Consider the following 23,245-nt stretch of genomic DNA (forward strand, 5'->3'; position numbering starts at 1 on the left):
GACAACCCCCGCCCCCCACGCCCGACCCTCGAAGGAGAGGCCCATCATGTCCCCCATCACCTCGCAATCGCGCTTCACCCCGTCCCGCCGCGCCCTGCTCCTCGGGGGCGCCGGGTTCGGCGCCCTCACACTCGCCGCGTGCGGCGGCTTCGTGAACGACGACGACGGCGGCGGGTCGGGTGACGAGTCCGGGTCCGGGGACGGCGGTGGCACCGTCACGGCGTACCTGTCCACCGAGCAGAACACCGGCATCGAGCCGCTCGTGGAGCCGTTCACCGCCGACAGCGGAGTCGAGCTCGACATCACGTCCGTGGCCGTGCCGGACATGAACCAGCAGCTGGCCGTGCAGCTCTCGTCCGGCACCGCGGCGGACATCTTCCGGGTCTCCCCCGGGTACTCCTCCAACGTGGCCGCCGGCGTGCTCGGCAGCGGCGGGGACCTGCTCGACCTCTCCGACGCCGCCTGGGCCGCCAGCATCGACGACGGCACCCGGGCCCTGTCCGACGTGGACGGCAAGACGTTCGCGTTCCCGGTCGCGCGCAACTCGCTCGTGATGGCCTACAACCTCGCGGTCTTCGACGAGCTCGGCCTCGAGCCGCCGACCACCTGGACCGAACTGCTCGAGGTGTGCCAGGCCCTGACCGACTCCGGCCGAACCGCGATCTCGCACGGGTTGTCCGGCGGGGCGATCTACCTGCAGTTCTACGTGTACATCCTGGCCGGCACCCTGCTGTACGGGCCGAACCCCGACCTCGACGCGCAGATGCGCGCCGGGGAGACCAGCTTCACCGACGAGCCCGGCTGGACCGAGGTGTTCACGAAGTACCTCGAGCTGCGTGACAAGGGCTACTTCACCGATGGCGCACTGGGCGTCTCGCCGGACCAGGCCATGCAGGACCTGGCCACCGGTGCCGCCGGCATGACCGTGCTGAGCAACTCGGGCCTGCCGGCCCTGTACGAGTACTCCGAGACCGGCGCCGAGGCATTCTCCATCCTCGCGATGCCCGCCGGCGACGACGCCGATGCAACCCTGATGCCGACCGCGCCGGACTTCCTGGCCGTCAACGCGGCGGCCGCCAACCCCGACGGCGCTCGCGCCCTCCTGGAGTTCCTCGCCGAGCCCGCGAACGTGGAGACCTACGCGAGCGCGCTCGCGGTGCTGCCCGGCCTGGACGTCGGTGCCCAGGTCGACAACCCGGCGCTCGAGCCGGTGCTGCCGCTCGTCGACGCCGGCCGGACCGTCTCCTACGCGAACTACCTGTGGCCCAACGGTGACGTGCAGCAGACCATGCTGCAGTCCGGGCAGCAGCTCTACGCCGACGAGATCACCATCGCCGACCTGCTCACCCAGATGGACGCCGAGTACGCGAAGGGCACGCCGTGACCTCAGCCGTGACCACGGCGACGTCACCGCGCACGACCGGACCGACGCCGTCGGGCAGGAGCGGGCGCCTGACTCCGGGCGGCGTGCCGTACGCGCTGCTGCTGCCCGCGTTCGTCCTCTACGCCATGGTGGTGCTCTATCCGACCCTGTCCGGGGCGGTGTACGCGTTCACCGACTGGACCGGGCGGGCGGACGGCACGAACTTCGTCGGATGGGCGAACTTCGGGGAGATCTTCTCCGACGTGGCGGCCCGGTCGGCGCTGCGGAACTCGCTGATCATCGCCGTGTCGGTCACCGTGGTGCAGACGCTCGTCGGGCTCGCGTTGGCCCTGGCGCTGCACACGTCGCTGGTGACCAGGAACGTGCTCCGCACGCTGTTCTTCGCACCCGCCCTGCTGCCGCCGGTGATCATCGCGTTCCTTTGGACGTTCATCCTCACCCCACAGGGGCCCCTGAACACGGTCCTGCGCGGGCTCGGGCTGGACCTCCTCGCGCAGAACTGGCTCGGCGACTCCTCGCTGGCGCTGTGGACCGTGATCGGCGTGGTGATCTGGCAGAGCGCCGGGCTGACCATGGTGATCTACCTGGCCGGGCTGCAGGGGATCCCCACCGAGCTCAACGAGTCCGCCGCGCTGGACGGGGCGTCATGGTGGCAGCGCACCCGCCTGGTCACGGTGCCACTGCTCATCCCTGCGACCACGGTCGCGATGTCGCTGACCCTGATCAGCAGCCTGAAGCTGTTCGACCAGGTGTTCGCCATGACCGGCGGCGGGCCCGGCTACGCCACCGAGACGCTGTCCGTGATCATGTACAAGGAGGCCTTCGTGTCCGGCCGGTTCGGCTACTCCACCGCGATCGCCCTGGTGCTGACGATGATCGTGTTCGCCTTCACCATGGTCCAGCTCGGCGCCCTACGACGATTCGACGTGGACCGATGAGCCGGCGGTTCGGGGCGGCGCGGCTGGGCCGCGAGGCGCTCATGCTGCTCGTGGCGTGTGCGTTCATCTTCCCGTTCTACGTGTTCTTCACCGTCTCGATGAAGACGCAGGCCGAGGTCGCGTCGAACCCGCTCGGGCTGCCGACCACGCTGAACCTGGACAACTTCGCCACCGCTTGGGACCGGGGCGACCTGGGCGAGGCGTACCTCAACTCGATCGTCGTGGTCGCCCTCAGCGTGCTCATCCTGGTCGGCTTCGGCTCCATGGCCGCCTACACGCTGGCCCGGCGGCTGAGCCGGCTCAGCACCGTGGCGTACCTGGTGTTCCTGGTCGGGCTGATGATCCCGCTGCAGCTGGGCATGGTGCCGCTGTACCAGTTCATGAACTCGGCGAACCTGCTCGGCACCTGGACCGCCCTGATCCTGTTCGAGGCCGGGCACCAGCTTCCGTTCACGATCTTCCTGTATGCGGGGTTCATCAGGGCCCTACCCCGCGAGTACGAGGAGGCCGCGCGGGTCGACGGCGCCGGTCCGGTCACGATGTTCCGCAAGATCGTGTTCCCGCTGCTGCGTCCGATCACCGGCACCGTGGTGATCCTCACCGGGATCACCACCTGGAACGACTTCCTCACCCCGCTGCTGTACGTGGGCGGCAGCAGCCAGCAGACCCTGCCGGTGGCGATCTACGCCTTCCGCGGCGAGTTCGCCACGGACTGGGGAGTCCTGTTCGCCGGCATGGCGATCGCGATCATCCCGCTGCTGATCGTCTACTTCTTCCTGCAGAAGTACTTCATCATCGGGTTCGCGAGCGGGATCAAGGGCTGAGGCGTGACGTCGCATCCTGGACCCGGCGCCGGTCCCGGCGAGGAAGTACCTCCCGCCTGAGACAGAGCACGACAGTCGACTGCCTCAGGCACGAGGTACTTCCTCACTGCAAAACGCACCTCCGGGCGGTCCGCGAGCGTTAGTTCGCGAAGTGGCGAACGAGCTCGTCGACGCGTCGCCCCTGGTTCCCGGGCGAGAAGCGCGCGGCCCGTTGGAGGGTGGCCACGCCGTGCACGGCACCCCAGAGCACCTCGGCGGCCGTCTCCAGGTCGGCCGGCGGCCGGTCGAGGCCACGGAGGGCGGTGACGATCGCCTCGAACGCCTCGCGCAACGGGAGGGGTGTCTGCGCGGACGCGAACGGCACGCCGATCGGCAGGCGGAACATCGCCTCGTACGTCGCCGGATACCGCTCGGCGAAGTCGAGGTAGGACGTGACGAGCGCGCGGACACGCTCTGCGCCGGCCCGGGCCCGGCCGGCACCGGGTTCGGTCGCCGAGGTCATCGCAGCCGCGAGCTCGACCATGCCGTCCAGCGCCACCGCGGTGACGATCTGGGACATCCCCTCGGGAAAGTGGGAGTAGAGCACGGGTTGGCTGTACCCGATCGCGTCCGAGAGCCGACGCGTCGTCACGGCCTCCCAGCCCTGATCCTCGGCGAGCGCACGGGCCGCGGCGACGATCCGAGCCTCCCGCTCCGCGAGCCGACGTGCCTTGTGAGCTGCTGCCGGTGTGGTCATGACTCCATGCTAGCGCCGCTAGATTTCTTCTGCTACGTTTTCTAGCACTGCTAGATTTCATGCGTACGGAGGAGATGGACATGGACTGGTTGCCAGTCGTCGCAGTGGTGGTCACGGGACTGATGGTCGGGGTCGAGGCATCGGTGGCGTTCGTCATCAATCCGATAGTCGACCGGCTGCCGGAGAACGCCGGGCTGCTCGCGCGCGCCGACGGTGGTCGGATGCTCGGACGGCTGATGCCGTTCTGGTACTTCGGTTCACTCCTGCTCACCGCCGCGACGGCTCTGCTGCTTCCCGAGGCAGCCATCGCGGCCTGGATCGCCGTGGCCCTGCTGACGCTGAGTGTGATCATCTCGATCACCCTGCTGGTACCCATCAACAACCGGTCGAAGAACTGGACGCCCGAGACGGCGCCGGCAGACTGGCGCGAACACGTAGGGCGCTGGGACGCCCTGCACTACGTGCGCGTCGCCATCATCGTCGCCGCGTTCACGCTGCTGACCGTCGCGGTCGCCGCCTGACGGCGGGTGGTCGGTCCGGCCGGTCCCACCGACCACCCAGGTCGGGTGACCGGGCCGGTCTCGCCGACCACCCGCCGCGACACTCAGCCGCCGATCACCTCCGCGCCGTCGGCGATGAGCAGGTCCTCGCCACGGTTGCCGGCGATCACGTTGGCCCGCAGCTCGATCCCGGTGCCTGCGTCGATGCGCACGCCGTTCGCGTTCCCGGTCACGACATTGGCCTCGATCAGCACGTCGGTCGGGTCACCGGCTGCGTGACCGTCATCGCCCGGGTCGGTGACGAGCCGGATCCCCCAGAATCCTTCGGCCCGGTTCCCGGTGACGACGTTCGCCCGGACCACGGTCCCCGGTGCGTTGCGCAGTTCGATGCCGGAGCGTGCCGGCGCGAACTGCCCGGCGACGATGACGTTGTGCTCGATCAGGGTCGCGGGCGAGCCGAGCATCACGATCACCGCCTCCCGGTTGCCCCGCAGGGTGTTGTGGTGCACCCAGTTGCCCGGCCCGGAAGCGTCGTGCTGGGTGGCGCCGCCACCGGTGTTGCCGAGGGCGATCCCCGCGGCCCGCCCACCGGTGACCGCGTTCCAACTGATCTCGTTCTGGTACTCGTCCTCACCGTGCAGGTCGATCGCGTCGAGCACGCCACCGGTGATCGTGTTGCCGGTGATCAGGTTGTTGTGCGTGTAGTACTGCAGCAGGATCGCGTGCCGCAGATAGGTGCCGTCGAAGGTGTTGCCGGTGATCAGGCTGTACCGGGAGTCGTCGTCGTAGGCGTACCGGTCCTCGCCCGGAGCACCCTGGATCGCGATCCCGTAGCCCGCACCGCCACCGCCCACGGAGGTCGCGTTCGCGAAGTGGCTGCCCCGCACGATCACGTCCCGGCTCCGCTCGATCCGGATCGCGATCCGCTGGAACCGCTCCACGGTGACGTTCTCGACGAGCACCCGTTCGCTGCCGTTGGGTCCCTGGTGGGCGAGGTAGATCCCATAGGTGGGTCCGCCGCCGATGGTGTTGTCGTTCGGGTCGTCGCTGAACGGTCCGTCGAACGTGGAGGTGACCGTCAGGTCCGCGATCACCACGTCGTGGACGCCGTAGCCGCGCAGCACCTTGCCGGCGGAGGTCTCCTCGGTCAGCGCCGAGCGCAGGATGGTGACATCCGCGCCGGAGCCGATCAGGTGCACCCCGGAGCGCAGCACCACATGCGTGGTCGGGTCAGCGGGGTCGGTGCTGATCAGGTCATAGGTCCCCGGCGGCAGGAGCACCCGGTCCCCTGCGTCCGCAGCCGCGATCGCGGCACGGAGGCCGACGGCGTCATCACCGGTGTCGGGGGCCGGGTCCGCTCCGTAGTCGCGCACGTCGAGCGTGGCGCCGGCCGCCGGCGCGGGCTCCGTGATCACGTGCGCCGTGCCGTCCGGTTCCACCAGACCAGGCTCGGTCCAGGGGACCGCATCCGGGTCCGGGCCGGGCAGCAGGTCGGAGAGGTCGTCGACCACGGCGCCGTCCGGGTTCGGCAGATACGCCCGGATCTCGGTCACGCTGTTCCAGCCGCTCACCGCGTTGCCGTACCCGACGTAACGCAGGTACCGGGCAGCCAGCCCCGTTTCCGGCGGCACCCCCAGCTGCACCGGCTCGAAGTTCAGTGAGGCGCCCGAGCTCGCGCCACCGGTCACCACGGGTGCCCAGGTCTCACCGTCGGCGGATGCCTCGAGGTCGAAGTAGGACTGCCGCTGGTCCCCCTGGTGCCAGGCGATACCCAGGTAACCGACCTGGGACACCTCCCCGAGGTCGAGGGTGAGCCACTGCGCCTCAGCACCGTCGATGGTCTGCGCGGACCAGCGGGTGGTCGGGTCGCCGTCCACGGCGTTCTCGGGGAGGTTGCCGTCGCTCCCGGAGGCGGCCACGGCGATGACCTCGTGGTGGGCGGGGCCTTCCGCAGCCGCTGCCGGGAGCGCGGCGGCGAGGGTGCCGGCCAGGGTCGCGGCCAGCGCGGTCGCGAGTGCGCGGATCAGTGCCGGACGACGTCGTCGGGCCATTCGGGTGGTGTCCATGGTGCACGACGCAATCCCGCACCGGACACCGGTGTCAACGGTTTCCCCGCTGACGGAAAAGTCGCAGATTTCCGCCGGGTGGAAACGTCTTGGCCACACCCGAACCCGGTCGTAGCGTCCCGTGGGAGGTGCCGGCGCGGATCCCCGCGGCCCAGGTGTCAACGGCGATGGGAGACGCGATGGACGAGCGAACGAACCCCGGTTCCGGACCGGTCCCGATCGGATCCCACCCGTGGGCGCCGAGCAGGCGGGCCCTGCTCGGCGGGGTCGGCGCGCTCGCCTCGACCGCCCTGGCCGGCGCCGTGGTCGGCGTGACCGCGCGCCCGGCGGATGCAGCGGCCGATCCGTCCACCGGGCCAGAGGCCCTCGACGCCGCGGCCGGCTCCGACACCACTCGTTGGGCCACGAGCTGGGCGACTGCGCCGGTCGCACCCACCGAGGCCGACGCCGTCGCCTACGCCGGGTTCACTGACACCACGCTGCGACAGGTGCTACGGGTCAGCGCCGGCGGCCAGGTCCGGCTCAGGTTCGGCAATCCGTTCGGGACCGAGCCGGTGCGGATCGGTCCGGTGTCGGTCGCCGTCGGCTCCGGCGGTGCCGACGTCGATACCGCGACGACGGCGTCCGTCACCTTCGGCGGGGAACCGACCGGCCGGCTCGCGGCCGGTGCGACACTCGTCAGCGATCCGGTGGTCCGGAGCACAGGGAGCGGTCCCCGCCCGTGGCAGGCCGATGACAACTCCGACGTGGTGGTCAGCGTGTATCTGCCCGGGCCCACCGGACCGGTCAGCTTCCACCGCAATGTGCACGCGACCGGCTACGCGGCGCCCGGGATACAGGTGGCCGATGCCGGGGCCCGGTTCAGCCCGACCGGCACCTCGTCCTACCTGGTGGCCGGGCTCGACGTGCCCGTGCGGGGCCGTGCCGCCGTGGCGATCCTCGGCGACTCGATCGCCGAGGGGGTCGGCACCACGACGGACACGAACTCCCGCTGGCCGGACCTGCTCGCCGCGCGGGCCGGCGCCGGCCGCGCGGGGGACCGGCGCCGCACGCCTGCGATCGCGAACCTCGGCATCAGCGGCAACCGGGTGCTGCTCGACGACGCACGGTTCGGCGCCAGCGGCCAGGCGCGCCTGGACCGGGACGTGTTCGGACTGCCCTGCCTGGCCACCCTTCTGGTGCACCTCGGTATCAACGACATCCAGCAGCCACCGAGCGAGCTCGATCCCGGGGTGATCCTCGCCGGGCTCGACCAGATCGTGCGCCGGGCCCGTGACCAGGGACTGCGCGTCCTCGGCGCGACCGTCACGCCGTTCGAGGGCTGGCAGCGGTACACCCCGGAACTGGAGCAGGTGCGCGAGCAGGTGAACGACGTCCTGATCGCCGGTGGCATCTTCGACGCGGTGGTCGACTTCGACGCGGCGGTCCGTGACCCGGCCCGGCCCACCCGGCTTGCGCCGGAGTTCGACAGCGGCGACGGGCTGCACCCCAACGACGCCGGCGCTCAGGCACTCGCCGACGCGGTGCCGCTGCGCGAGCTGCGCTGACCCGACCGCCGGCGGACCGAACCCGAGGAGGCACCTGCCCCATGTACGTCGACATGCCATTGGACCGACTGAACGCCTACCACCCGCAGCCGGAGGAACCCGCGGACTTCGACGCGTTCTGGCAGCGCACGCTCGCCGACTCCCCGCCCGGCGCGGCCAGCTACGAGCGTATCGACGTCGGACTGAGCACCGTGGACGTCTTCGACGTGACGTTTCCCGGGTACGCGGGCCAGCCGATCAAGGGCTGGCTGCTGCTGCCCCGGCATCGCACCGGGCCGCTGCCCGGGGTGGTGCAGTACATCGGGTACAACGGCGGGCGCGGCATCCCGTACGAGTGGCTCACCTGGAGCGCCGCCGGCTACGCGCACCTGGTCATGGACAACCGCGGGCAGGGCGGCGGCGGCAAGACCGTCGCGCATACCCCGGACGTCCACCCGCAGGGCCACGGCTCGGCCGCGCCGGGCTTCCTCACCAGCGGCATCGAGGATCCCGAGCGGCACTTCTACCGGCGGCTGATCACCGACGCCGTCCGGGCCGTCGACGCGCTCAAGGGCGCACCGGGGGTCGACGGCGACCGGGTCGCCGTGCTCGGCGGGAGCCAGGGCGGCGGGCTCGCGCTGGGGGTGGCCGGACTCCGCGACGATCTGTCCGCCGCGCTCGTGGACGTGCCGTTCATGTGTCACTACCGGCGGGCGTCCACCATCACCGACAACGGCCCGTACGCGGAGATCCGGCGCTGGCTGAGCGGGCACCGGGACGCGGCCGAGACGGCGATGCGCACCCTCTCCTACGTCGATGGCGTGAACTTCGCCGCCCGAGCGCACTGCCCGGCCTGGTTCTCGGTGGCGCTGATGGACAACGTCTGCCCACCGTCGACGGTGTACGCGGCCTACCACCGCTACGCCGGACCGGCCGAGATCACCGTGTACCACTACAACGGGCACGAGGGCGGCGGAGCGTACGGGACGCCCGGCAAGCTCGAGGCGCTGGCCGCGACGATCGGGCGAGGCGCCGATCAGGTGGGCGAGCCGGCGAGCCCCGCCTCGATCTCGGCGCCGGCGGCCGTCACCGCCCGGGCGTGAGCGGGGATCCGCTCACGCGACAGCGCCGCATCGGGACCCGAGACACTCAGCCCACCCCGCACCACGCCGTCGGGATCGGTGAGCGCGACACCCACACAACGGACGCCGTCCTCGTTCTCGCCGTTGTCGAACGCCCAGCCCCGATCTCGGATCTGCGAGAGATCCACCAGGAGCCGGGCCCGTGAGATCAACGTGTGCGCGGTGAGGCGCCGCACCGTGCGCCCGGCGAGCAGGCGCATCGCCCGCTCGGGATCGAGGGTGGCGAGGTACGCCTTGCCGATGGCCGTGGCGTGCAGCGGGAGTTCGCGGCCCACGTGGGAGCCGAGCAGGTACGAGCCCGGCCCCTCCACCTTGGCCGCGTAGACCAGGTCCGCGTCGGTCAGGGTGGCCAGGTGCACGGTGAGCCCGGTGGTGTCGCGCAGTCGCATCAGCACCGGCGCCAGGTCGAACGCTGGCGCCGTGGCCTCGGTCAGCCCGGCCGGCCCGGTCAGCCCGGTCAGCCCGGTCCGGCCACGGAGGTTGACCATGCCGTCCTGGCGTGGGCCGGGGTGGTAGTGCCGCTGCGCATCCCGGACCACCCACCCGCCGGCGACGAGCTCGCTCAGGATGCGGTGCACCGTCCCATAGCTGAGCCCGGTCGAGGCCGCGATGTCCGTGACCCGATGGTTCGTGCCGACCGCCTCGAGCACGCGCAGACCCTTCACGAGCGCCGAGGCGCTCGCAGGGTCGTGCCCGACGGCGGTGAGCGTCATCGCGGTCGCCTCGCCTCGCCGTCGGGGGCGTCAGGCGTGCCAGCGCCGTCGGTCACGCCGGTCCGGTCCCCGTGTCCGAGGGAGACGTGCGCCAGGTAGACCGGCACGGACAGGCCCAGGAAGGGCACGATGGTGGGCAGTAGCCCGCACGTGAAGGCGAACGCAGCCACGATCAGCAGCAACGCCAGGGCCCGCACCGGCCGGCGGGCGACCAGGTACCCGGCTTCGACCAGCCACCGTTTCGGCCCTGCGTCACGGGACCGGGCCGCCGCCACCGGCAGTCCGAGCAGCAGGAGCAGGATTGCGGAGCCCACCACCACGGTCGCCGGCACCAGGACGAGTGCGAACGGGTCGGGGCCGGCCTGGAGCCGGGCGAGCAGGAACTGCGCGTTCACGATGAGCACGGCGGCGGCCACCGCCCCGACGACGCCCAGCGGCAGGGTGCGGCGCCAGGTGCGGGCGAACTCGGTGAACGTGCCGGTGAACACTGCGTCGTCGCCCTCGCGCAGCCAGGTCCCGTAGGCGCGACCGAGCGCGATGACCGCAGGCACCGCGGTGACCAGCGGCAGGGCCAGCAGGAACGCGGCCACCCCGCCGAGGGCGAGGTTGGCTGGGTATGCCATGGCTGCGAGGAGGCGCTGCTCCCAGCCGCGGCGCCGACGTGTGGTCACCGCACTCATCATTCCTGCCTCGCCGCCCGAGCGAATGCCGCACCGGCGATCCCCGCGGCATCCGATCCGCCACGCTCGGTGTGCCACCCGGCGAACCCCTCGCCCACGACGGCCGCACCGGCGCCGGGCACCGCCGCGCCGTCGAGGTCGAGCAGCACAGTATCGGTGACGCCGTCGGCGATCATCTCCACACGGACCACCCGGCCCTCGGTGTGCGCCCGGACCCGCGCGCCGCCGTCGGCTTCCGCCCACGGCCGCGGCTCGAGGACACTGACGAACGTGGCCGCGCGAGCCAGGCCGGTGGTCCGCCGCAGGGTGTGCTGCACCTTCTCGATCGCGAGCGAGGGCGTCGAGGACGTCGGGTTCGCGTGGATCGGGGTCGCCACCACGTCCGTTCGGACATCGTCGGGGGCGCAGGCGTGGACGCGCAGCACGCCGCGGCCGGCATCCGCCTGCCAGAGTCCGTCCTCACGTGCCCACGCCGGGTTGTCGGTCTGGAGCAGCCAGGTCCACTCGCGTGGGGCATCCGCCGCCAGGTCGTCCACCAGCACGAGGACCCCACCCGGGGTGAGCACGAGGTGCCGGCGGACCCGCCGCACCCCCAGCGCCCGGTCGTACATGGCGGCGACCTCGCTGACCGCGTGGGTCCAGCCCGCTCCGAGTGTCGTGGTCACGATCCGGGCGGTGTACTCGCGGTCCAGGTCCTTGTAGACGTGGTAGCGATCCTCATTGACGTAGCCGTTGCCGTCCACGAGGACGGCATTGTGGTGCTCGGTGCGTTTGCGGGAGGAATACCCCTCGTCCACGGCCAGGTAGGACCCCTCGCCGAGCAGCACGAACGTGCCCGAGTCCGGGTGATGATGCCCGGCGTTCAGGGTCACCCAGCCGCGCTGCTCGAGCAGGTCATGTGAGGTGTCCCAGGCCTTGTGGCCGCCACCCGGGGAGGCCTTGAACGAGACCAGCGTCGCGTCCTCGGCCCACGAGGTCCGGCCCACCACGAGACCGAGGTCGGGGAAGTGCCGGCTGGTCGGCAGATCGTCGGGCGGCACCGGCTCGACGTTCGGGTCGTACCAGAGGAACTCCTGGTAGGCCTCGGCCCTGATCCCGGGGCGCACCCCGCTCTCGTACGCCTCCCGCCACAGGAAGCTTTCGGTGACCTGCTCGGCCAGCCACTGCGCCTGGCCGATCCCGTACTCCGACGCGAGCTTGTAGTACATGGCCACCGGGTGCCCACTGCGCCGGTCGTGGCAGTCGCCGTGGTCGACGATCCGTTCCAGGTCCGGCGCCGCCTGGTAGAGGCGGTACCAGAACGTCTCGCGCAGGTGGTCGCTGCGGCCGAACCAGTCGAGCCCTTCCGCGGACCGCAGGACGTCGAGGTAGCTGACCAGCCAGGGTTCGCCGTAGCGCCAGTAGACGACGCCCTCGGAATTGGAGCCGTCCGCGGGCAGCATGTCCAGGACCGTGTCGAAGTTCGCCTTCGCCCGCTCGGTCCAGTCCCGGGCCGCCGGGTGCTCGGCGGTGACGGCATAGCCGGCCGTCGCGAGTCCGGCGTAACAGATCCAGTTGTGGTTCTGCCAGTACGACGAGGACCACCACTGCCCCTCGGTGGAGACGGCGAACTCGTACATCCGCGCACCCTGCAGGATCAGCTTGTCCCGCAGGGCCGTCCGTTCGTCGGCGGGCAGTGCGGACCCGGCCCAGGAGTACGCGAGCCCGAGCCCGTGCAGCAGCCAGCCCGCGTCCAGGTCGTGATCGGGCATGTGTGCCCTGCCCCAGTGCGCGAACCCCACCGGAACCGCGAGCCAGCGGCGCAGCTCGGAGAGGTAGTGGCCCTGCCCGGTGATCCGGTACGCGAGCGCGAGGTTCGCGGCCGCCGCACCGAGGTAGGTGATCGAGGCGCTGGGATGCTCCGTGGGCAGCCCCTCGCTGCGATAGCGCTCGCACTCCTCGAGCAGCCGGCGGAACTGGCGCGCCCGCACGCCGTGTGCCTCGGCGCACAGTCGGTCCTCGTGGCCGTCGAGGAGCAGGGTGGGGGTCGTCATCTCATCACCTCGTAGGTCGTTCGAGTACCGTCGGCCGCGCCCACTTCGACCGTGAGTTGCCCGTCGGTCTGGTCGATCGTGAGCGTGTCCGGGGCATCCCCGGCCGAGTACACGGACACGAACGTGACGTCCGCGCCGTGGGCGCTCCAGTCCGCGACGTGGACCAGCCGGGACGGGTCGTCGGACGGCCCACGGCCCGGGCCGAGCACGAGGTCCGCCGGCACGGTCGCGGCGTGCAGGCCGTGCAGCACCGCCGGTTCCGACGAGCCGGACGCCACCGGCTCGTCCGGTTCGGCGCCGGTGTCCGCGGCCCACCGCGACCGCCAGCCGCCGTCGGCGGCCCACACCGTCAGGGCCACCGCGGGACGCAACGCGAGGGTCACGTCCCGGGCCGCGCCGTCGCGGGTCTCGACCCGCATCACGTCGACGAGACAGCCGCCGGCGAGGATCACCTCGCGTCGCAGCCGGACGCCGTCGATCGCCGTGTCGGTCTGCGCGGCGGCGCGGGTGCGGTCCCCGCTCACCTCCCAGGCCGTCACGACGGCGGAGCTCTCGTTCTGGTCTGCGTCGTCCACCCGGACGGTGGGGTGCGCGAGCGTCCGGGCATAGTGCCCGCGGCGTAGGGCGCTGCCGTACGGCGGCACCCCGGGCGCCGGCTGCCACGCGCCGTCGGCGCCGTAGAGGTACAGGGCGAGCTTGTCCAGGTGCCCGTGCGAGCCGCCGTGCGGACCGGCGTCGACGACCGCCTGGATGGAGTCCGTCGGGTCCCGCAGGACCAGGTACCCGGCGTCCGCGAAGTGCACCGACGCCCGGTCGGCGGTCAGCGCCGGCAGCGGGTCACCGTCGAACCAGGACCCGAGCATGTCCTCGAGCCCGTCATACCTACCGGCCAACCGCCGTCGGGCGTGCTCCGCGACGCGGTCAAGGCCGGTGCCACGCCACAGGCCACCGGCGAGCGCCACGATCTCGAGAACCTCGAGGTGGACGCCGTCACGGTCGTACGGACCGTCGTGGAGCATCGGAAGCGTGCCGTCGCCGGTGGCGAGAGAACTGAGCACGGCGACCATGGCGGCGAGCCTCGCGACCGCGGCCGTCGGCAGGTCGGTGGGCCGCGTGCCGCGCAGGTTGAGGAGATAGGCACGCAGCACGAACAGGTGGTAGTAGGTGGAGCCCTCCCACTCCCAACCGTCCGCCGCGACCGCCAGCTCCAGATGCTCGAACGTGCGCGCCACCCAGGTGCCGACGTCGGCGGGCCGGCCGAGCACCTCGAGGGCCCGGTTCAGCATGCCGCCGGCCGCGTCGAGCCAGGCGGTGTAGTTGCTGCCCGGCTCGCCTCGATCGACCACCAGGATCTCGCGCGCCGCACCGACGGTCGCCAGCAGACCCTCCACCAGGTCCACGACGTCCGTGCTCATGGGTGCATCAGGTCCGAGGGTGACGATCGCGTCGGCGAGCTGCACGGCCCAGATGGCCTCGGTCAGGGCCTGGGCGAACAGCCGCCCGCGCAGCATCCACGGCTCTGCCTGCTCGCTCCACTCCCCCGCCAGGTCACGATGGACCCGGGCGAACCCTCGAATGATCCGGGTGGCCTCGTCACGGTCGGCATCCTGACGGCCCGCGTGATAGCGGCGGGCCGCGAGTCGCGCCGCCCGAGCCTTGCCCTGGTGGTCGAGCACGGTCCACGCGGAGATGTAGGGCTCGCCCTGCAGGCGGCAGCCGTGCGGGCAGGGGCAGGTCTCGCCGTCGGCCGGTAGCAGCTCCGTGCCGTGGGTGGGGCACACGTAGTTGTGCCACCACCCACCGCGGGCGCCGAGGATGTCCGTCACCGGAAGTTCGTTCCTCCGTTGATGTCCATGACCTGGCCGGTCACGTAGGACGAGAGGTCCGAGGCGAGGAACACCGCGACCCCGGCGACGTCGTCCACCGTGCCGGCCCGCTTCAGCGGCACCCCGGCGACGATCGCGGCCTGGGCCTCAGGGGGGCTGAACGTGTTGTGGAAGGCGGTGTCTCCGATGAATCCGGGAGCGAGCGTGTTCACGGTGATGGCGTCCGGTGCGAGCTCCTTCGCCAGTCCTCGACCGAAGCCGATGACGGCGCCCTTCGAGGCCGCGTAGGCCACCGATCCGGCACCGCCGCCGTTCTCGGCCGCGAGGGAGGACATCAGGATGACCCGGCCGGCCGCCGAGTCCCTCAGATAGCCGATCGCGGCGCGGGTGGTGAAGAAGGTGCTGCTCACGTTGACGGCACCCACCTGCTCCCAGAGTTCATCGCTCATGTCCGCGATCGGGGACCTGGCCACGAGGTGGCCGGCGTTGTTGACCAGGATGTCCAGGCCGCCGAGTTCGCCGGCGGCCTGCTCCACGACCGCCTTGGCCTGGACCGCCTCGGTGAGGTCGCCAGCGATGGCGACGGAGCGGCGCCCCAGTTGGGTGAGGCTCTCCGCGACGCGCTCGGCTCCCTCCTTGCTGTGTGCGTAGTGGACGGCGACGTCGGCACCGGCCACTCCGAGCGCGTGGGCGATGGCGGCGCCGATCCCGGCCCCACCCCCGGTGACGAGGGCACGGCGTCCGGTGAGGTCGATCTGCATGCTGGTTCCTTCTCCTTCGGTGGGCCCGATTGTGGCCCGTCGTTGCTCGGTCGTGGTGGCGCCGGGCCTGCGCCGCTACTTGATGCCCGCGTTCGCGAATCCCTGGACGAAGTACTTCTGACAGAACAGGAACAGCAGGACCATCGGGACGGTTGCCAACGTGGTGCCGGCCATCAGATAGCCCCAGGCGGTGCCGTCGAGCTGCTGGAACACGGCGAGGCCGACCTGGATGACACGTAGGTTGTCGCTCGTGGTCACCAGCAGTGGCCAGAGGAAGTTGTTCCAGCTGTCCTGGAAGGTGAGCAGGCCGACCGTGGCGAGCGCAGGCTTGACCAGGGGCGTGTAGATCTGCGCGAAGATCCGGTACTCGCCGAGCCCGTCGAGTCGGGCGGCCTCCTCGAGCTCCTTGGGCAGGGACAGATAGAACTGCCGGAACAGGAAGATCGCCGAGGCGCTCAGGCCACCCGGGATGATCAGCGCCCACCAGCTGTTCAGCCAACCGGTGCCACCCTGACCGAGGATGTCGTTGCCGCCGAACAGCGGCATGAACCGCACGATCAGGAACTGCGGCACGATCTTGGAGTAGGTCGGGATCATGAGCATCGCGACTATGCCCATGAAGATCCACTCCCGACCCCGGAACGGGATCCGGGCGAGCGCGTATCCGGCCATGGAGGCGAACACGAGCGTGATCGCGGTGTGGCTGAAGGCGATGATGAAGCTGTTCCGGAAGTAGATGTGGAACGGCGCCGCCGCGAGGGCCTCCGGATAGTTCTCCCAGCGCCACTCCTGCGGCCAGAACGTCGGCGGGAAGAGCGCCAGCTCGGCCGGGCTCTTCAGCGACGTGAAGATCATCCACAGGAATGGGACGATCATCGTGAACGCCCCAACGAGCAGGAACAGGTTCAGCAGGCTCCGGGTCGCGAAACGTCGACGGTCGCGGGCCCTGCGATCGCGGCGGTTGCTCGCAGAAGGGCGGGTCGCTCGGACCTCCGCAGCCGACGTGGCGGGCGGTGCGGCGGGGGTGGACGTGCTCATTCCTCATCACCTCGAGTGGCGCGGCGGCTGATCAGGGTCATCACGAGCAGGAACGCGAACAGCAGGACGGATTGTGCGCAGGCCAGACCCATCCGGAAGTCCTGGAACGCGGCCCGGTACACCTCGTAGGTCATCATCGTGGTGGCGTTCGCCGGTCCGCCGTCGGTCAGGACGTAGACCTGGTCGAAGACCTGGAAGGCGCCGATGATCGAGATGACGAACACGAAGAACGTGGCCGGCTTCAACATCGGCAGCGTGATCGCGAAGAACTTGCGGACCGCGGAGGCACCGTCGATGGAGGCCGCCTCGTAGAGGCTCTCGTCGATGTTCTGCAACGCGGCGATGTAGATGAGCATCTTCATTCCGATGCCCTGCCAGACGCCCACGACGATCACCGCCCACAGGGCCCACTCGGGGTCGACCAGCCAGGCCTGCCCGGGGATGCCGACGACCGAGAGGATCCCGTTGACCAGGCCCGTCTGCGGGTTGAACATCCAGAGCCAGACCATCGCGATCGCGACGGTCGCGGTGACCTGCGGCAGGAAGAAGGCGGCTCGGTACCAGTTCTGGAGCCGGAGCCTCTGATTCAGCATGACCGCGATGACGACAGCGATCGCCATCGAGACCGGCACGGTCCAGAACGTGTAGACGATCGTGTTCCAGGTGGCCTTGCGGAACGCGGCGTCGTTGATGATCTCGATGTAGTTGTCCAGGCCGATCCAGGCCGGGGCGTCGAACACGCTGTAGTCGGTCAGGCTCAGCGCGAAGGTCGCAATCACCGGGATCAGGGTCCACAGTCCGATGTGGGCGATCGTCGGGGCGACCATCAGCCACCCGGCGCGCCGGGTCTTGCGCCCGGACCTCGACGGCGCGACCCGGGGAGGGCGGCGCCGGCTGCCTCGCAGGCGGCCGGTCAGTACGGCCATCGGGCCGGTCGCCGCGGGCGTCGCCGCGATCGCCGGTGCGGTCGCGGGGCCGTCCGCGGCGGCGAGCACCGCGGCTCCTCCCGCCGGGTTGTGCTGTGGTGCGCTCATCATCACGTCCTTGTCGAATGTCGCTTCGCCCGCACCCGGGCGAGAAGTCGATCGGCCGCGCCCTGCCCTGACGCAGTGCGGTCCAGCCGGCCCGGCCGCCGCCATGCGGCGGGCCGGGCCGAGCCGGCGCTATCGGTCGATCGCCGCCTGCGCGCCGGCGGCCAGGGCGTCCAGCGCCTCCTGTGGCGTCTGCTGCTGGAGCAGGGCGGCCTCGATCGCAGGCGTGATGTCGCCGCGGATCTCCAACCAGGCGGGCGGGCCGCCCTCGCGCTGGGCGACGTCCAGGTTCTCCATGGCGAACTGGACCATCACGTTGCCCTGCACGTAGTCGCTGTCGAGCAGCTCGGTCAGAGCCGGCACGTTGCCGCGCTGCTCGTTCGCGGCGAGGGCGGCGTCGGGGCTGGCGAGGAACTCGGTGAGGGCCTGCGCGGCCTGCGGGTGGTCGGAACCGGCCGCGACCGAGGCCATGGTGCCGCCGAAGAACATCCCGGGCACCTCACCGGGGATCGTGAACGGCTGCAGGTGCTCCATCACGTCCGGCGCGGCCTCCTCGGCCTGGGTCCAGAGGCTGTTGTGGGTGATGCCCATGGCCGCCCGACCGTTGAGGAGCGGGTTCACCTCGGCGTCGGTGCTCGAGAATCCGATGTCCTCGACGCCGTCGGTGTTGACGAGATCGACGAGGAACTGCAGGGTCTCGACGCCCTCGGGCGAGTTGAAGGTGGGCTCGGTGAAGTCCTCGTTGAACAGGGAGCCGCCGGAGGAGAAGAACATCGTCTCGAAGCCCTGGCGCAGGTCCGTGGACATGATGTCGAACCCGGTCCGCTGCAGGGTACCGGCGGCGTCACGCTCCGTGAGCGCGATGGCCATCTCCCGTAGCTCCTCCCAGGAGGTCGGGGTGTGGTCGTAGCCCGCCTCGGCGAGCAGGTCCATCCGGGCCACGCCGACCCGGGTGTCGAGCATGATCGGCAGCGCGTACACGCTGTCCTCCCACATGCCTGCCTCGACGATCTGGGGGGCGTAGTCCGCCTCGAGGTCGGCCTGGGTGTACCCGGCGTCCTCGGACAGGTTCGCGAGGATCCCGCGGTCGGCGAACCCTTCGATCCAGCCGACGCCCATCATCATGACGTCCGGGATCAGGCCGGAGGCAACGGCAGTGGTGAGCTTCTCGTTGAGCTGCCCGTACGTGGTGTAGTCCACGGTCACGGTGACATCCGGGTACTGCTCGTAGAACTGCGGGAGCAACTCGTCCTCGAGGAGGCGCTGCCCCTCGGTGCCCTCGTAGATCGGGGTGAGCAGCGTGATGTCGCCGCTCACCTCGCCGGGGGCGGCGTCGCCACCGCCACCGGCGTCGCTGCCGCCGGAGCAGGCGCCGAGGGTCAGGGCAAGGGCAGCGGTCAGGCCGGCAGCGCCGCGCCGCGTGCGGCTCGTTCTGGAACTCATGCGTGGTTTCCCTTCGAGGGTGCATGTGACATCGGGGTGGAACTCGATCGGTGCGGACGTCGTCGGCAGGCGTTCGACAACGGCGTCGGGGTTCTCCATCGGGAGTATCGGACTTCGGTATCCGATTCCTCCGGTGTATCGATGCACTGACACTAGATACAAGTTCGCCAGAGAGTCAAGTGACAATTTGCAAGCCGTTCACGGCTAGCGCATCGACTGCATGTTGCCCCGCACGTCCTTGATCCGTGGCAGGATGGTGCACCGATGCATCGGAGTGCCACCGACGGCACACCGCGGCATCCGCCGGTGGAGGAGGACCGATATGGGCCCTCTTCCCCGGCCGCGCAGTACGCGAGAACCTTGAGGATGGGGACCATGGGACAAGTCACGATTCAGCAGGTGGCACGAGCCGCCGGGGTGTCGCCCAGCACTGTCTCGAACCTGCTCAACGGGCGGATCGAACGCATGCTGCCCGCCACGAAGGATCGCATCGACGCGGCCATCGCCGAGCTCGGCTACCGGCCGAACCGGGCGGCGCGCCAGCTGCGCACGGGGCGGACCCGCACGCTGGGCCTGGTGGTGCCCTCGGTGGGCAACCCGTTCTGGGGAGCATTCGCACGTGAGCTCGAGTCCGCTGCGCTGGCGCGGGGGTACAACCTGCTCCTGTGCAACAGCGAGCGCGACCCCGAGCGCGAGCGCCGTTACGTCGAGGAACTCTGGGAGGACGGCGTACGGGGCATGGTGCTGTGCACGTCGCTGCCGTCGCTGGCCCACCTCGCCCCGACGATCGAGCGCGGGCTGCACCTGGTCACGTTCGACCGGCCGGCCCAGCCGGACGACCCGGCCTCCGTCGTCAGTATCAGCATCAACAACCCGATGGGCGGTTATCTGGCCGCATCGCATCTGATCGAGCTGGGCCACCGGCGCCTGGCATTCATCTCCGGATCGCTGCGAAGCGTCAACCGCACCGCCCGGTATCGCGGGTTCTGCTCCGCCCTTGAGGCGGCCGGGATCGACGTCGACGACATGCCCTCGTGGCCCGGGATGGACGCCGTGCCGTTCGGCGACGTCGAAGCCGCTGAAGTGGGCCGGCGCGCGGCGCACGAGCTGTTCTCCCGCGCGGACCGACCGACCGCCGTGGTCGCGATCAACGACATGACCGCGCTGGGGGTCTGCCGGGGACTGCGCGACCTGGATCTGCGAGTCGGCAAGGACGTCTCCGTGGTCGGCTTCGATGACATCGTCCTGGCGGACCTCTACGACCCGCCGCTGACCACGATCCGCCAGCCCATCGCCGAGATGGCACGCCTGGCCGTCGAGGAGATCATCGCGAGCGAGACCCGGTCCGACACCGAAGCCGGCCGGTCGGTCCTGCTGCGCCCCGAACTGGTGGTGCGCGCCTCGAGTGCCCCGCCCCCCGCCGGCGCCGGCACCGATGCAGCGATCTCGGCATGAGCCTCGCGCACCGGATCCCAGTCGACATCGGCGACTCCGACCTCCGGCACCTGCGTCAGCTGGGCTGCGGCGGGCTCGGGGATGGCGTCGCCGTGGTCGGACGACGATCTACCGGCACGGGCCTTCCGCTACCCCTCGGCCAGCCAGGCGCGGATGACCGCGATGATCACGTCGCGCTTCCCGGCCCGTTCGGTGGCCTCCGGTAGTGCGAGGCTGGCCCGGATATCGGAGTGCCACGTGAGGAGCCGCTCAGGGTCGTCCGAGAATGTCGGTCGAGCGTCCTTGTCTTCGGCGCGTTCGGTTCCGAAGTGCAGGATGAGCCGCACCGACCCTTGCCCGCGGCATTGATCGTGAGCCGGTCGACGCCGTCGAGAACGTAGTCGGGAGAGTTCCACTTCACGATCTCGGCAAGCGCCGGCGCCGCCTCGTGCACGAGCGCACGCAGCGACTCGACGTCGGCTCGCCGCTCGGGTGACTGGGCGGCGAGGAACTCGTCGACGGTGGCGAATCGCTCAGGCATACGGGGATGCTAGGGCACCAGCGGCCGGCGCCAAGGCGCGTTCTGCGCGGGCAGGCGTGCAAGGTGGCAGGAGCTGCTAGGCCCGGTTCCGGCCATCGGTGAGGCCATTGGGGCGCGGACGTGCACCTGCGCACTGTCACGACGCGACGGGAACGAACACCACCATCTTGCGCGCCGGCACCGCGCAAAGCCTCAACCTCAGGCTGAGCAGCGACCGCCGCCGTCGACATGCGGTGCAAGCCGTCCACCGGCACCATGGAGGACAGGCGCCGGCCACTCCGGCCGTGCCGGATGGAGGTCAGACTATGGGCATCGGTGGAGGCATCTTCCTGATCGTGCTCGGCGCGATCCTCAGTTTCGCGGTGCGGGACAGTTGGGACGTCGTGGACCTGACCATGATCGGGTACATCTGCATGGCTGCCGGAGTGATCGCTCTGATCATTGCGCTGGTCATGAACCGTCAGCGCACCAACACCTCCCACACGGTCGTCGAGCGTCGCGAGGGACCGCCCCCGGTCGAGCCGCCGCGCTGAGGCGCGCGCCGAGGCCCGGGTCCCAAACCCCGCGCCGGTCGAGTCAGCCTGCGAAGGAGCGGATACCGTGGCGACCTTCGTGATGACCGGCGGCAGTTCCGGCTTCGGCGCCCTGACCGCGGCATCGTTGGCAGATGAACCGCTGGCCCGGGTGATCGTCGGTGCGCGCGTACCAGCGGACCCGACCGACTGCCTTGACCTGACCAGCCTGGATTCGGTGCGCAGGTTCGCGGCCTCGGTGCGCGAGCGCCTGGGCGACACCTGCATCGACGGCCTGCTGCTCAATGCCGGCGGGATCCGGTCGGACGCCGGCGGTCGCACCGCCGACGGATACGAGCCCACGTTCGTCCTGAACCATCTCGGGCACTACCTGCTCACCCGGCTCCTGCTCCCGGTCCTGGCCCCGGGCGCCCGCATCGTGCTGACCACGAGCGGCACGCACGACCCCGCCACGAAGGCCAGTCTCGCCGTCCCGCGCCATGCCGATGCCGAGCTGCTCGCCCACCCCGATCGGGACCCGGACCGGGACCCGAAGCCACGCAGGGCCGGTCAGCACGCCTACACCGCGGCCAAGCTCTGCGCGATCCTGAACGCCCGGGCATTGCGATCCCGACCCGAGGTCCGCGAGCGTGACGCGACCGTGATCGCCTATGACCCGGGCCAGGTGTTCGGTACCGGACTCGTCCGCGACCTCCCGGCACCGATGCGGGCGGCGTGGGCGGTGCTCGGCACCGGGGCGGGTGCCCCGTTGCGCCGGTTCCAACCGACCCTCAACACGGCGAAGGCCGCCGGGCGGGCACTGACCGATCTCGCCGACGGCAGTCGGCGCGCCCCCGACGAGCGCGGTTACGCCGCGCTGCGCTCGGGGCGCCTCACCTGGACCGACCCCTCGACGCTGGCCGTGCGGGACGACCTCGCCGACGCGCTGTGGGCCGACAGCGCGCGGCTCGTCGGGCTCGACACGCCCGACGGCGGCGCGTCCGGTTAGCGCGTCGGCTGGAGCGGCCGCGTGGGTGCGGTGAGCTCGAGGCCGAATCCCGGCGCGTCCGGGACGCTGAGCACGCCGTCGAGGAGGTCGTAGCCGCTCGCGTCGACGCCGTCGGTCACTCCGGGCACGCCCTCGACCGTGCGTACCGACCCCAGGCCCGCCGCCATCTGGGCGGCGTAGTACGTCTTGATCGGCAGGCCCCACGCGTGCGGGGAGGCGTCTGCGCCAGACTCACGGACGGCCGGCATCACCCGCCGCCAGTCCGTGAGGCCGAACGAGACGACGTCCATGAGCAGGACGTCGATGAGCCCGGCTTGCGCGAGCTCGAGCACCTGGGCCTCGTCGGGCTCGAACTCGCCGTCCGCGATCAGGGTCGAGGAGCCGCTCTCCCGCAGGAAGTCATGGACGACCCGCAGACTCATCGCGTCCTCGTGGAAGGGCTCCTCGAGCCAGTAGAGCTCGCAGTCGGCGACGGCCCGTAGGTACCGGACCGTCTCGTGCGGGCTGAAGCCGTTGTTCGCGTCGACCAGGATCCGCGCGTCCGGGTAGGCCTCGCGGACCGCGTGCGTGACCTCGACGTCACGCGCGAAGCCGGCCTCGGCGTCCATCCAGCGGTGACCGCGACCGATCTTGAGCTTGAACGCCCGGTAGCCCGCCTCCCGGTCCGACGCGCAGTTCGCGAGAACCGCCCTCACGCCGCGCGGGGCGTCGTCGGGATCGAGGTCGTCGAAGTAGATGGCACCGGAGTAGCACGGCACCGCGGTCTCGCCGCGACCGCCGAGGAGTTCGTACGCGGGCACGCCCGCGTCCTTCGCCGCCAGGTCATGGAGTGCGAAGTCGAGCGCCGACGCCCGAGGATCGATGACGCCGATGCTCGGGTCGAACACGGTCCCCACCTCGGCGCCCACCAGCGCGGCGACCTCGTCGAGGCTTCCCCTCCCGACGACGCCCCACCCACTCGCGCCATCGGCCGTCCGAACCACGACCGCAGGGGCGGTCGGCCCGGAACCGTGGCTGCCGAGGCGGGCGTTGCGCCCGATCGTGCGTGGGTAGCGGGTGACGAGCTCGGCTGTCTCGATCGCGGCGATGCGTTGGTCGGCTGGCACAG

The 23,245-nt window shown here is 70.8% G+C and carries 21 protein-coding genes; 9 read left to right on the forward strand and 12 right to left on the reverse strand.

Annotated features, from left to right (window positions below):
• Positions 1 to 46 precede the first annotated feature (46 nt).
• From HALOF300_RS04115 to HALOF300_RS04125, 3 genes are read left to right on the forward strand one after another with little or no spacing between them, the layout of a single operon-like run.
• Positions 47 to 1,384, forward strand: coding sequence for an ABC transporter substrate-binding protein (locus HALOF300_RS04115; RefSeq protein WP_156739549.1), 1,338 nt, complete (start codon positions 47 to 49; stop codon positions 1,382 to 1,384).
• Positions 1,381 to 2,322 (forward strand): carbohydrate ABC transporter permease, encoded by a 942-nt coding sequence (locus tag HALOF300_RS04120; protein ID WP_231955004.1) that lies wholly within the window; start codon positions 1,381 to 1,383, stop codon positions 2,320 to 2,322. Before HALOF300_RS04115 ends, HALOF300_RS04120 begins: the two co-directional genes overlap by 4 nt.
• On the forward strand, positions 2,319 to 3,146 hold the full coding sequence (locus HALOF300_RS04125) for a carbohydrate ABC transporter permease (RefSeq protein WP_156739552.1): 828 nt from the start codon (positions 2,319 to 2,321) through the stop codon (positions 3,144 to 3,146). Before HALOF300_RS04120 ends, HALOF300_RS04125 begins: the two co-directional genes overlap by 4 nt.
• A gap of 139 nt (positions 3,147 to 3,285) precedes the next feature.
• Here the strand turns inward: HALOF300_RS04125 and HALOF300_RS04130 are convergent, their stop codons facing one another.
• Positions 3,286 to 3,882 carry a TetR/AcrR family transcriptional regulator gene (locus tag HALOF300_RS04130; RefSeq protein WP_156739554.1) on the reverse strand — a complete coding sequence of 199 codons (597 nt, stop codon included), beginning with the start codon at positions 3,880 to 3,882 and terminating at the stop codon, positions 3,286 to 3,288.
• A gap of 80 nt (positions 3,883 to 3,962) precedes the next feature.
• Here HALOF300_RS04130 and HALOF300_RS04135 point away from each other — a divergent pair, with 80 nt between their 5' ends.
• The gene (locus HALOF300_RS04135; RefSeq protein ID WP_156739556.1) at positions 3,963 to 4,403 is read left to right on the forward strand and encodes a DUF1772 domain-containing protein; all 441 of its coding nucleotides are present in this window, start codon (positions 3,963 to 3,965) and stop codon (positions 4,401 to 4,403) included.
• A gap of 83 nt (positions 4,404 to 4,486) precedes the next feature.
• Here HALOF300_RS04135 and HALOF300_RS04140 read toward each other — a convergent pair whose 3' ends face one another.
• Complete coding sequence (locus tag HALOF300_RS04140) at positions 4,487 to 6,448, reverse strand: right-handed parallel beta-helix repeat-containing protein (protein ID WP_156739558.1); 1,962 nt, start codon at positions 6,446 to 6,448, stop codon at positions 4,487 to 4,489.
• 179 nt (positions 6,449 to 6,627) lie between these two features.
• On the opposite strand from HALOF300_RS04140, the gene HALOF300_RS04145 reads away from it, so the two are divergent.
• On the forward strand, positions 6,628 to 7,995 hold the full coding sequence (locus HALOF300_RS04145; protein ID WP_156739560.1) for an SGNH/GDSL hydrolase family protein: 1,368 nt from the start codon (positions 6,628 to 6,630) through the stop codon (positions 7,993 to 7,995).
• Positions 7,996 to 8,036: 41 nt separating this feature from the next.
• A complete protein-coding gene (locus tag HALOF300_RS04150) occupies positions 8,037 to 9,077 on the forward strand; it encodes an acetylxylan esterase (protein WP_156739562.1) in 1,041 nt (346 codons plus the stop codon).
• Here HALOF300_RS04150 and HALOF300_RS04155 read toward each other — a convergent pair.
• The 8 genes from HALOF300_RS04155 to HALOF300_RS04190 all read right to left on the reverse strand — a co-directional run bounded on the left by HALOF300_RS04155 (position 9,011) and on the right by HALOF300_RS04190 (position 18,641).
• Positions 9,011 to 9,829, reverse strand: coding sequence for an IclR family transcriptional regulator (locus tag HALOF300_RS04155; RefSeq protein ID WP_156739564.1), 819 nt, complete (start codon positions 9,827 to 9,829; stop codon positions 9,011 to 9,013). The genes HALOF300_RS04150 and HALOF300_RS04155 overlap by 67 nt on opposite strands.
• The gene (locus tag HALOF300_RS04160; protein ID WP_197522295.1) at positions 9,826 to 10,500 is read right to left on the reverse strand and encodes a DUF624 domain-containing protein; all 675 of its coding nucleotides are present in this window, start codon (positions 10,498 to 10,500) and stop codon (positions 9,826 to 9,828) included. Before HALOF300_RS04160 ends, HALOF300_RS04155 begins: the two co-directional genes overlap by 4 nt.
• An 8-nt stretch (positions 10,501 to 10,508) precedes the next feature.
• Positions 10,509 to 12,542, reverse strand: a complete 2,034-nt coding sequence (locus tag HALOF300_RS04165) for a DUF4962 domain-containing protein (RefSeq protein ID WP_156739568.1) — start codon at positions 12,540 to 12,542, stop codon at positions 10,509 to 10,511.
• A complete protein-coding gene (locus HALOF300_RS04170; RefSeq protein ID WP_156739570.1) occupies positions 12,539 to 14,368 on the reverse strand; it encodes a heparinase II/III domain-containing protein in 1,830 nt (609 codons plus the stop codon). The genes HALOF300_RS04165 and HALOF300_RS04170 overlap by 4 nt, the downstream gene beginning before the upstream one ends.
• The gene (locus tag HALOF300_RS04175; RefSeq protein ID WP_156739572.1) at positions 14,365 to 15,129 is read right to left on the reverse strand and encodes an SDR family NAD(P)-dependent oxidoreductase; all 765 of its coding nucleotides are present in this window, start codon (positions 15,127 to 15,129) and stop codon (positions 14,365 to 14,367) included. The genes HALOF300_RS04170 and HALOF300_RS04175 overlap by 4 nt, the downstream gene beginning before the upstream one ends.
• A 75-nt stretch (positions 15,130 to 15,204) precedes the next feature.
• Positions 15,205 to 16,167, reverse strand: coding sequence for a carbohydrate ABC transporter permease (locus HALOF300_RS04180; RefSeq protein ID WP_156739574.1), 963 nt, complete (start codon positions 16,165 to 16,167; stop codon positions 15,205 to 15,207).
• Complete coding sequence (locus HALOF300_RS04185) at positions 16,164 to 17,201, reverse strand: carbohydrate ABC transporter permease (protein WP_231955005.1); 1,038 nt, start codon at positions 17,199 to 17,201, stop codon at positions 16,164 to 16,166. Before HALOF300_RS04185 ends, HALOF300_RS04180 begins: the two co-directional genes overlap by 4 nt.
• Positions 17,202 to 17,330: 129 nt before the next feature.
• The gene (locus HALOF300_RS04190; RefSeq protein WP_156739576.1) at positions 17,331 to 18,641 is read right to left on the reverse strand and encodes an ABC transporter substrate-binding protein; all 1,311 of its coding nucleotides are present in this window, start codon (positions 18,639 to 18,641) and stop codon (positions 17,331 to 17,333) included.
• Between the two features lie 375 nt (positions 18,642 to 19,016).
• Here HALOF300_RS04190 and HALOF300_RS04195 point away from each other — a divergent pair, with 375 nt between their 5' ends.
• Entirely contained in the window at positions 19,017 to 20,096 is a 1,080-nt protein-coding gene (locus HALOF300_RS04195; protein ID WP_156739577.1) for a LacI family DNA-binding transcriptional regulator, read from the forward strand.
• A 166-nt stretch (positions 20,097 to 20,262) separates the two neighbouring features.
• Here HALOF300_RS04195 and HALOF300_RS04200 read toward each other — a convergent pair whose 3' ends face one another.
• On the reverse strand, positions 20,263 to 20,616 hold the full coding sequence (locus HALOF300_RS04200; protein WP_156739579.1) for a DUF1801 domain-containing protein: 354 nt from the start codon (positions 20,614 to 20,616) through the stop codon (positions 20,263 to 20,265).
• Positions 20,617 to 20,921: 305 nt separating this feature from the next.
• On the opposite strand from HALOF300_RS04200, the gene HALOF300_RS04205 reads away from it, so the two are divergent.
• Both HALOF300_RS04205 and HALOF300_RS04210 read left to right on the forward strand, forming a co-directional pair.
• Entirely contained in the window at positions 20,922 to 21,149 is a 228-nt protein-coding gene (locus HALOF300_RS04205) for a DUF6458 family protein (protein WP_156739581.1), read from the forward strand.
• Between the two features lie 67 nt (positions 21,150 to 21,216).
• Positions 21,217 to 22,137 carry an SDR family NAD(P)-dependent oxidoreductase gene (locus tag HALOF300_RS04210; RefSeq protein WP_156739583.1) on the forward strand — a complete coding sequence of 307 codons (921 nt, stop codon included), beginning with the start codon at positions 21,217 to 21,219 and terminating at the stop codon, positions 22,135 to 22,137.
• Here HALOF300_RS04210 and HALOF300_RS04215 read toward each other — a convergent pair.
• A complete protein-coding gene (locus HALOF300_RS04215) occupies positions 22,134 to 23,243 on the reverse strand; it encodes a mandelate racemase/muconate lactonizing enzyme family protein (protein WP_156739585.1) in 1,110 nt (369 codons plus the stop codon). The genes HALOF300_RS04210 and HALOF300_RS04215 overlap by 4 nt on opposite strands.
• Between the last annotated feature and the right edge of the window lie 2 nt (positions 23,244 to 23,245).

It is taken from the genome of Occultella aeris, assembly GCF_902703175.1.
GTDB lineage: Bacteria > Actinomycetota > Actinomycetes > Actinomycetales > Beutenbergiaceae > Occultella > Occultella aeris.

Coding starts and splice junctions, on each gene's coding strand:
- HALOF300_RS04150 (WP_156739562.1), top strand. CDS start 8,037: ATGTACGTCGACATGCCATTGGACCGACTGAACGCCTACCACCCGCAG.
- HALOF300_RS04135 (WP_156739556.1), top strand. CDS start 3,963: ATGGACTGGTTGCCAGTCGTCGCAGTGGTGGTCACGGGACTGATGGTC.
- HALOF300_RS04205 (WP_156739581.1), top strand. CDS start 20,922: ATGGGCATCGGTGGAGGCATCTTCCTGATCGTGCTCGGCGCGATCCTC.
- HALOF300_RS04195 (WP_156739577.1), top strand. CDS start 19,017: ATGGGACAAGTCACGATTCAGCAGGTGGCACGAGCCGCCGGGGTGTCG.
- HALOF300_RS04140 (WP_156739558.1), bottom strand. CDS start 6,448: ATGGACACCACCCGAATGGCCCGACGACGTCGTCCGGCACTGATCCGC.
- HALOF300_RS04190 (WP_156739576.1), bottom strand. CDS start 18,641: ATGAGTTCCAGAACGAGCCGCACGCGGCGCGGCGCTGCCGGCCTGACC.
- HALOF300_RS04180 (WP_156739574.1), bottom strand. CDS start 16,167: ATGAGCACGTCCACCCCCGCCGCACCGCCCGCCACGTCGGCTGCGGAG.
- HALOF300_RS04200 (WP_156739579.1), bottom strand. CDS start 20,616: ATGCCTGAGCGATTCGCCACCGTCGACGAGTTCCTCGCCGCCCAGTCA.
- HALOF300_RS04155 (WP_156739564.1), bottom strand. CDS start 9,829: ATGACGCTCACCGCCGTCGGGCACGACCCTGCGAGCGCCTCGGCGCTC.
- HALOF300_RS04185 (WP_231955005.1), bottom strand. CDS start 17,201: ATGAGCGCACCACAGCACAACCCGGCGGGAGGAGCCGCGGTGCTCGCC.
- HALOF300_RS04165 (WP_156739568.1), bottom strand. CDS start 12,542: ATGACGACCCCCACCCTGCTCCTCGACGGCCACGAGGACCGACTGTGC.
- HALOF300_RS04175 (WP_156739572.1), bottom strand. CDS start 15,129: ATGCAGATCGACCTCACCGGACGCCGTGCCCTCGTCACCGGGGGTGGG.
- HALOF300_RS04145 (WP_156739560.1), top strand. CDS start 6,628: ATGGACGAGCGAACGAACCCCGGTTCCGGACCGGTCCCGATCGGATCC.
- HALOF300_RS04115 (WP_156739549.1), top strand. CDS start 47: ATGTCCCCCATCACCTCGCAATCGCGCTTCACCCCGTCCCGCCGCGCC.
- HALOF300_RS04130 (WP_156739554.1), bottom strand. CDS start 3,882: ATGACCACACCGGCAGCAGCTCACAAGGCACGTCGGCTCGCGGAGCGG.
- HALOF300_RS04125 (WP_156739552.1), top strand. CDS start 2,319: ATGAGCCGGCGGTTCGGGGCGGCGCGGCTGGGCCGCGAGGCGCTCATG.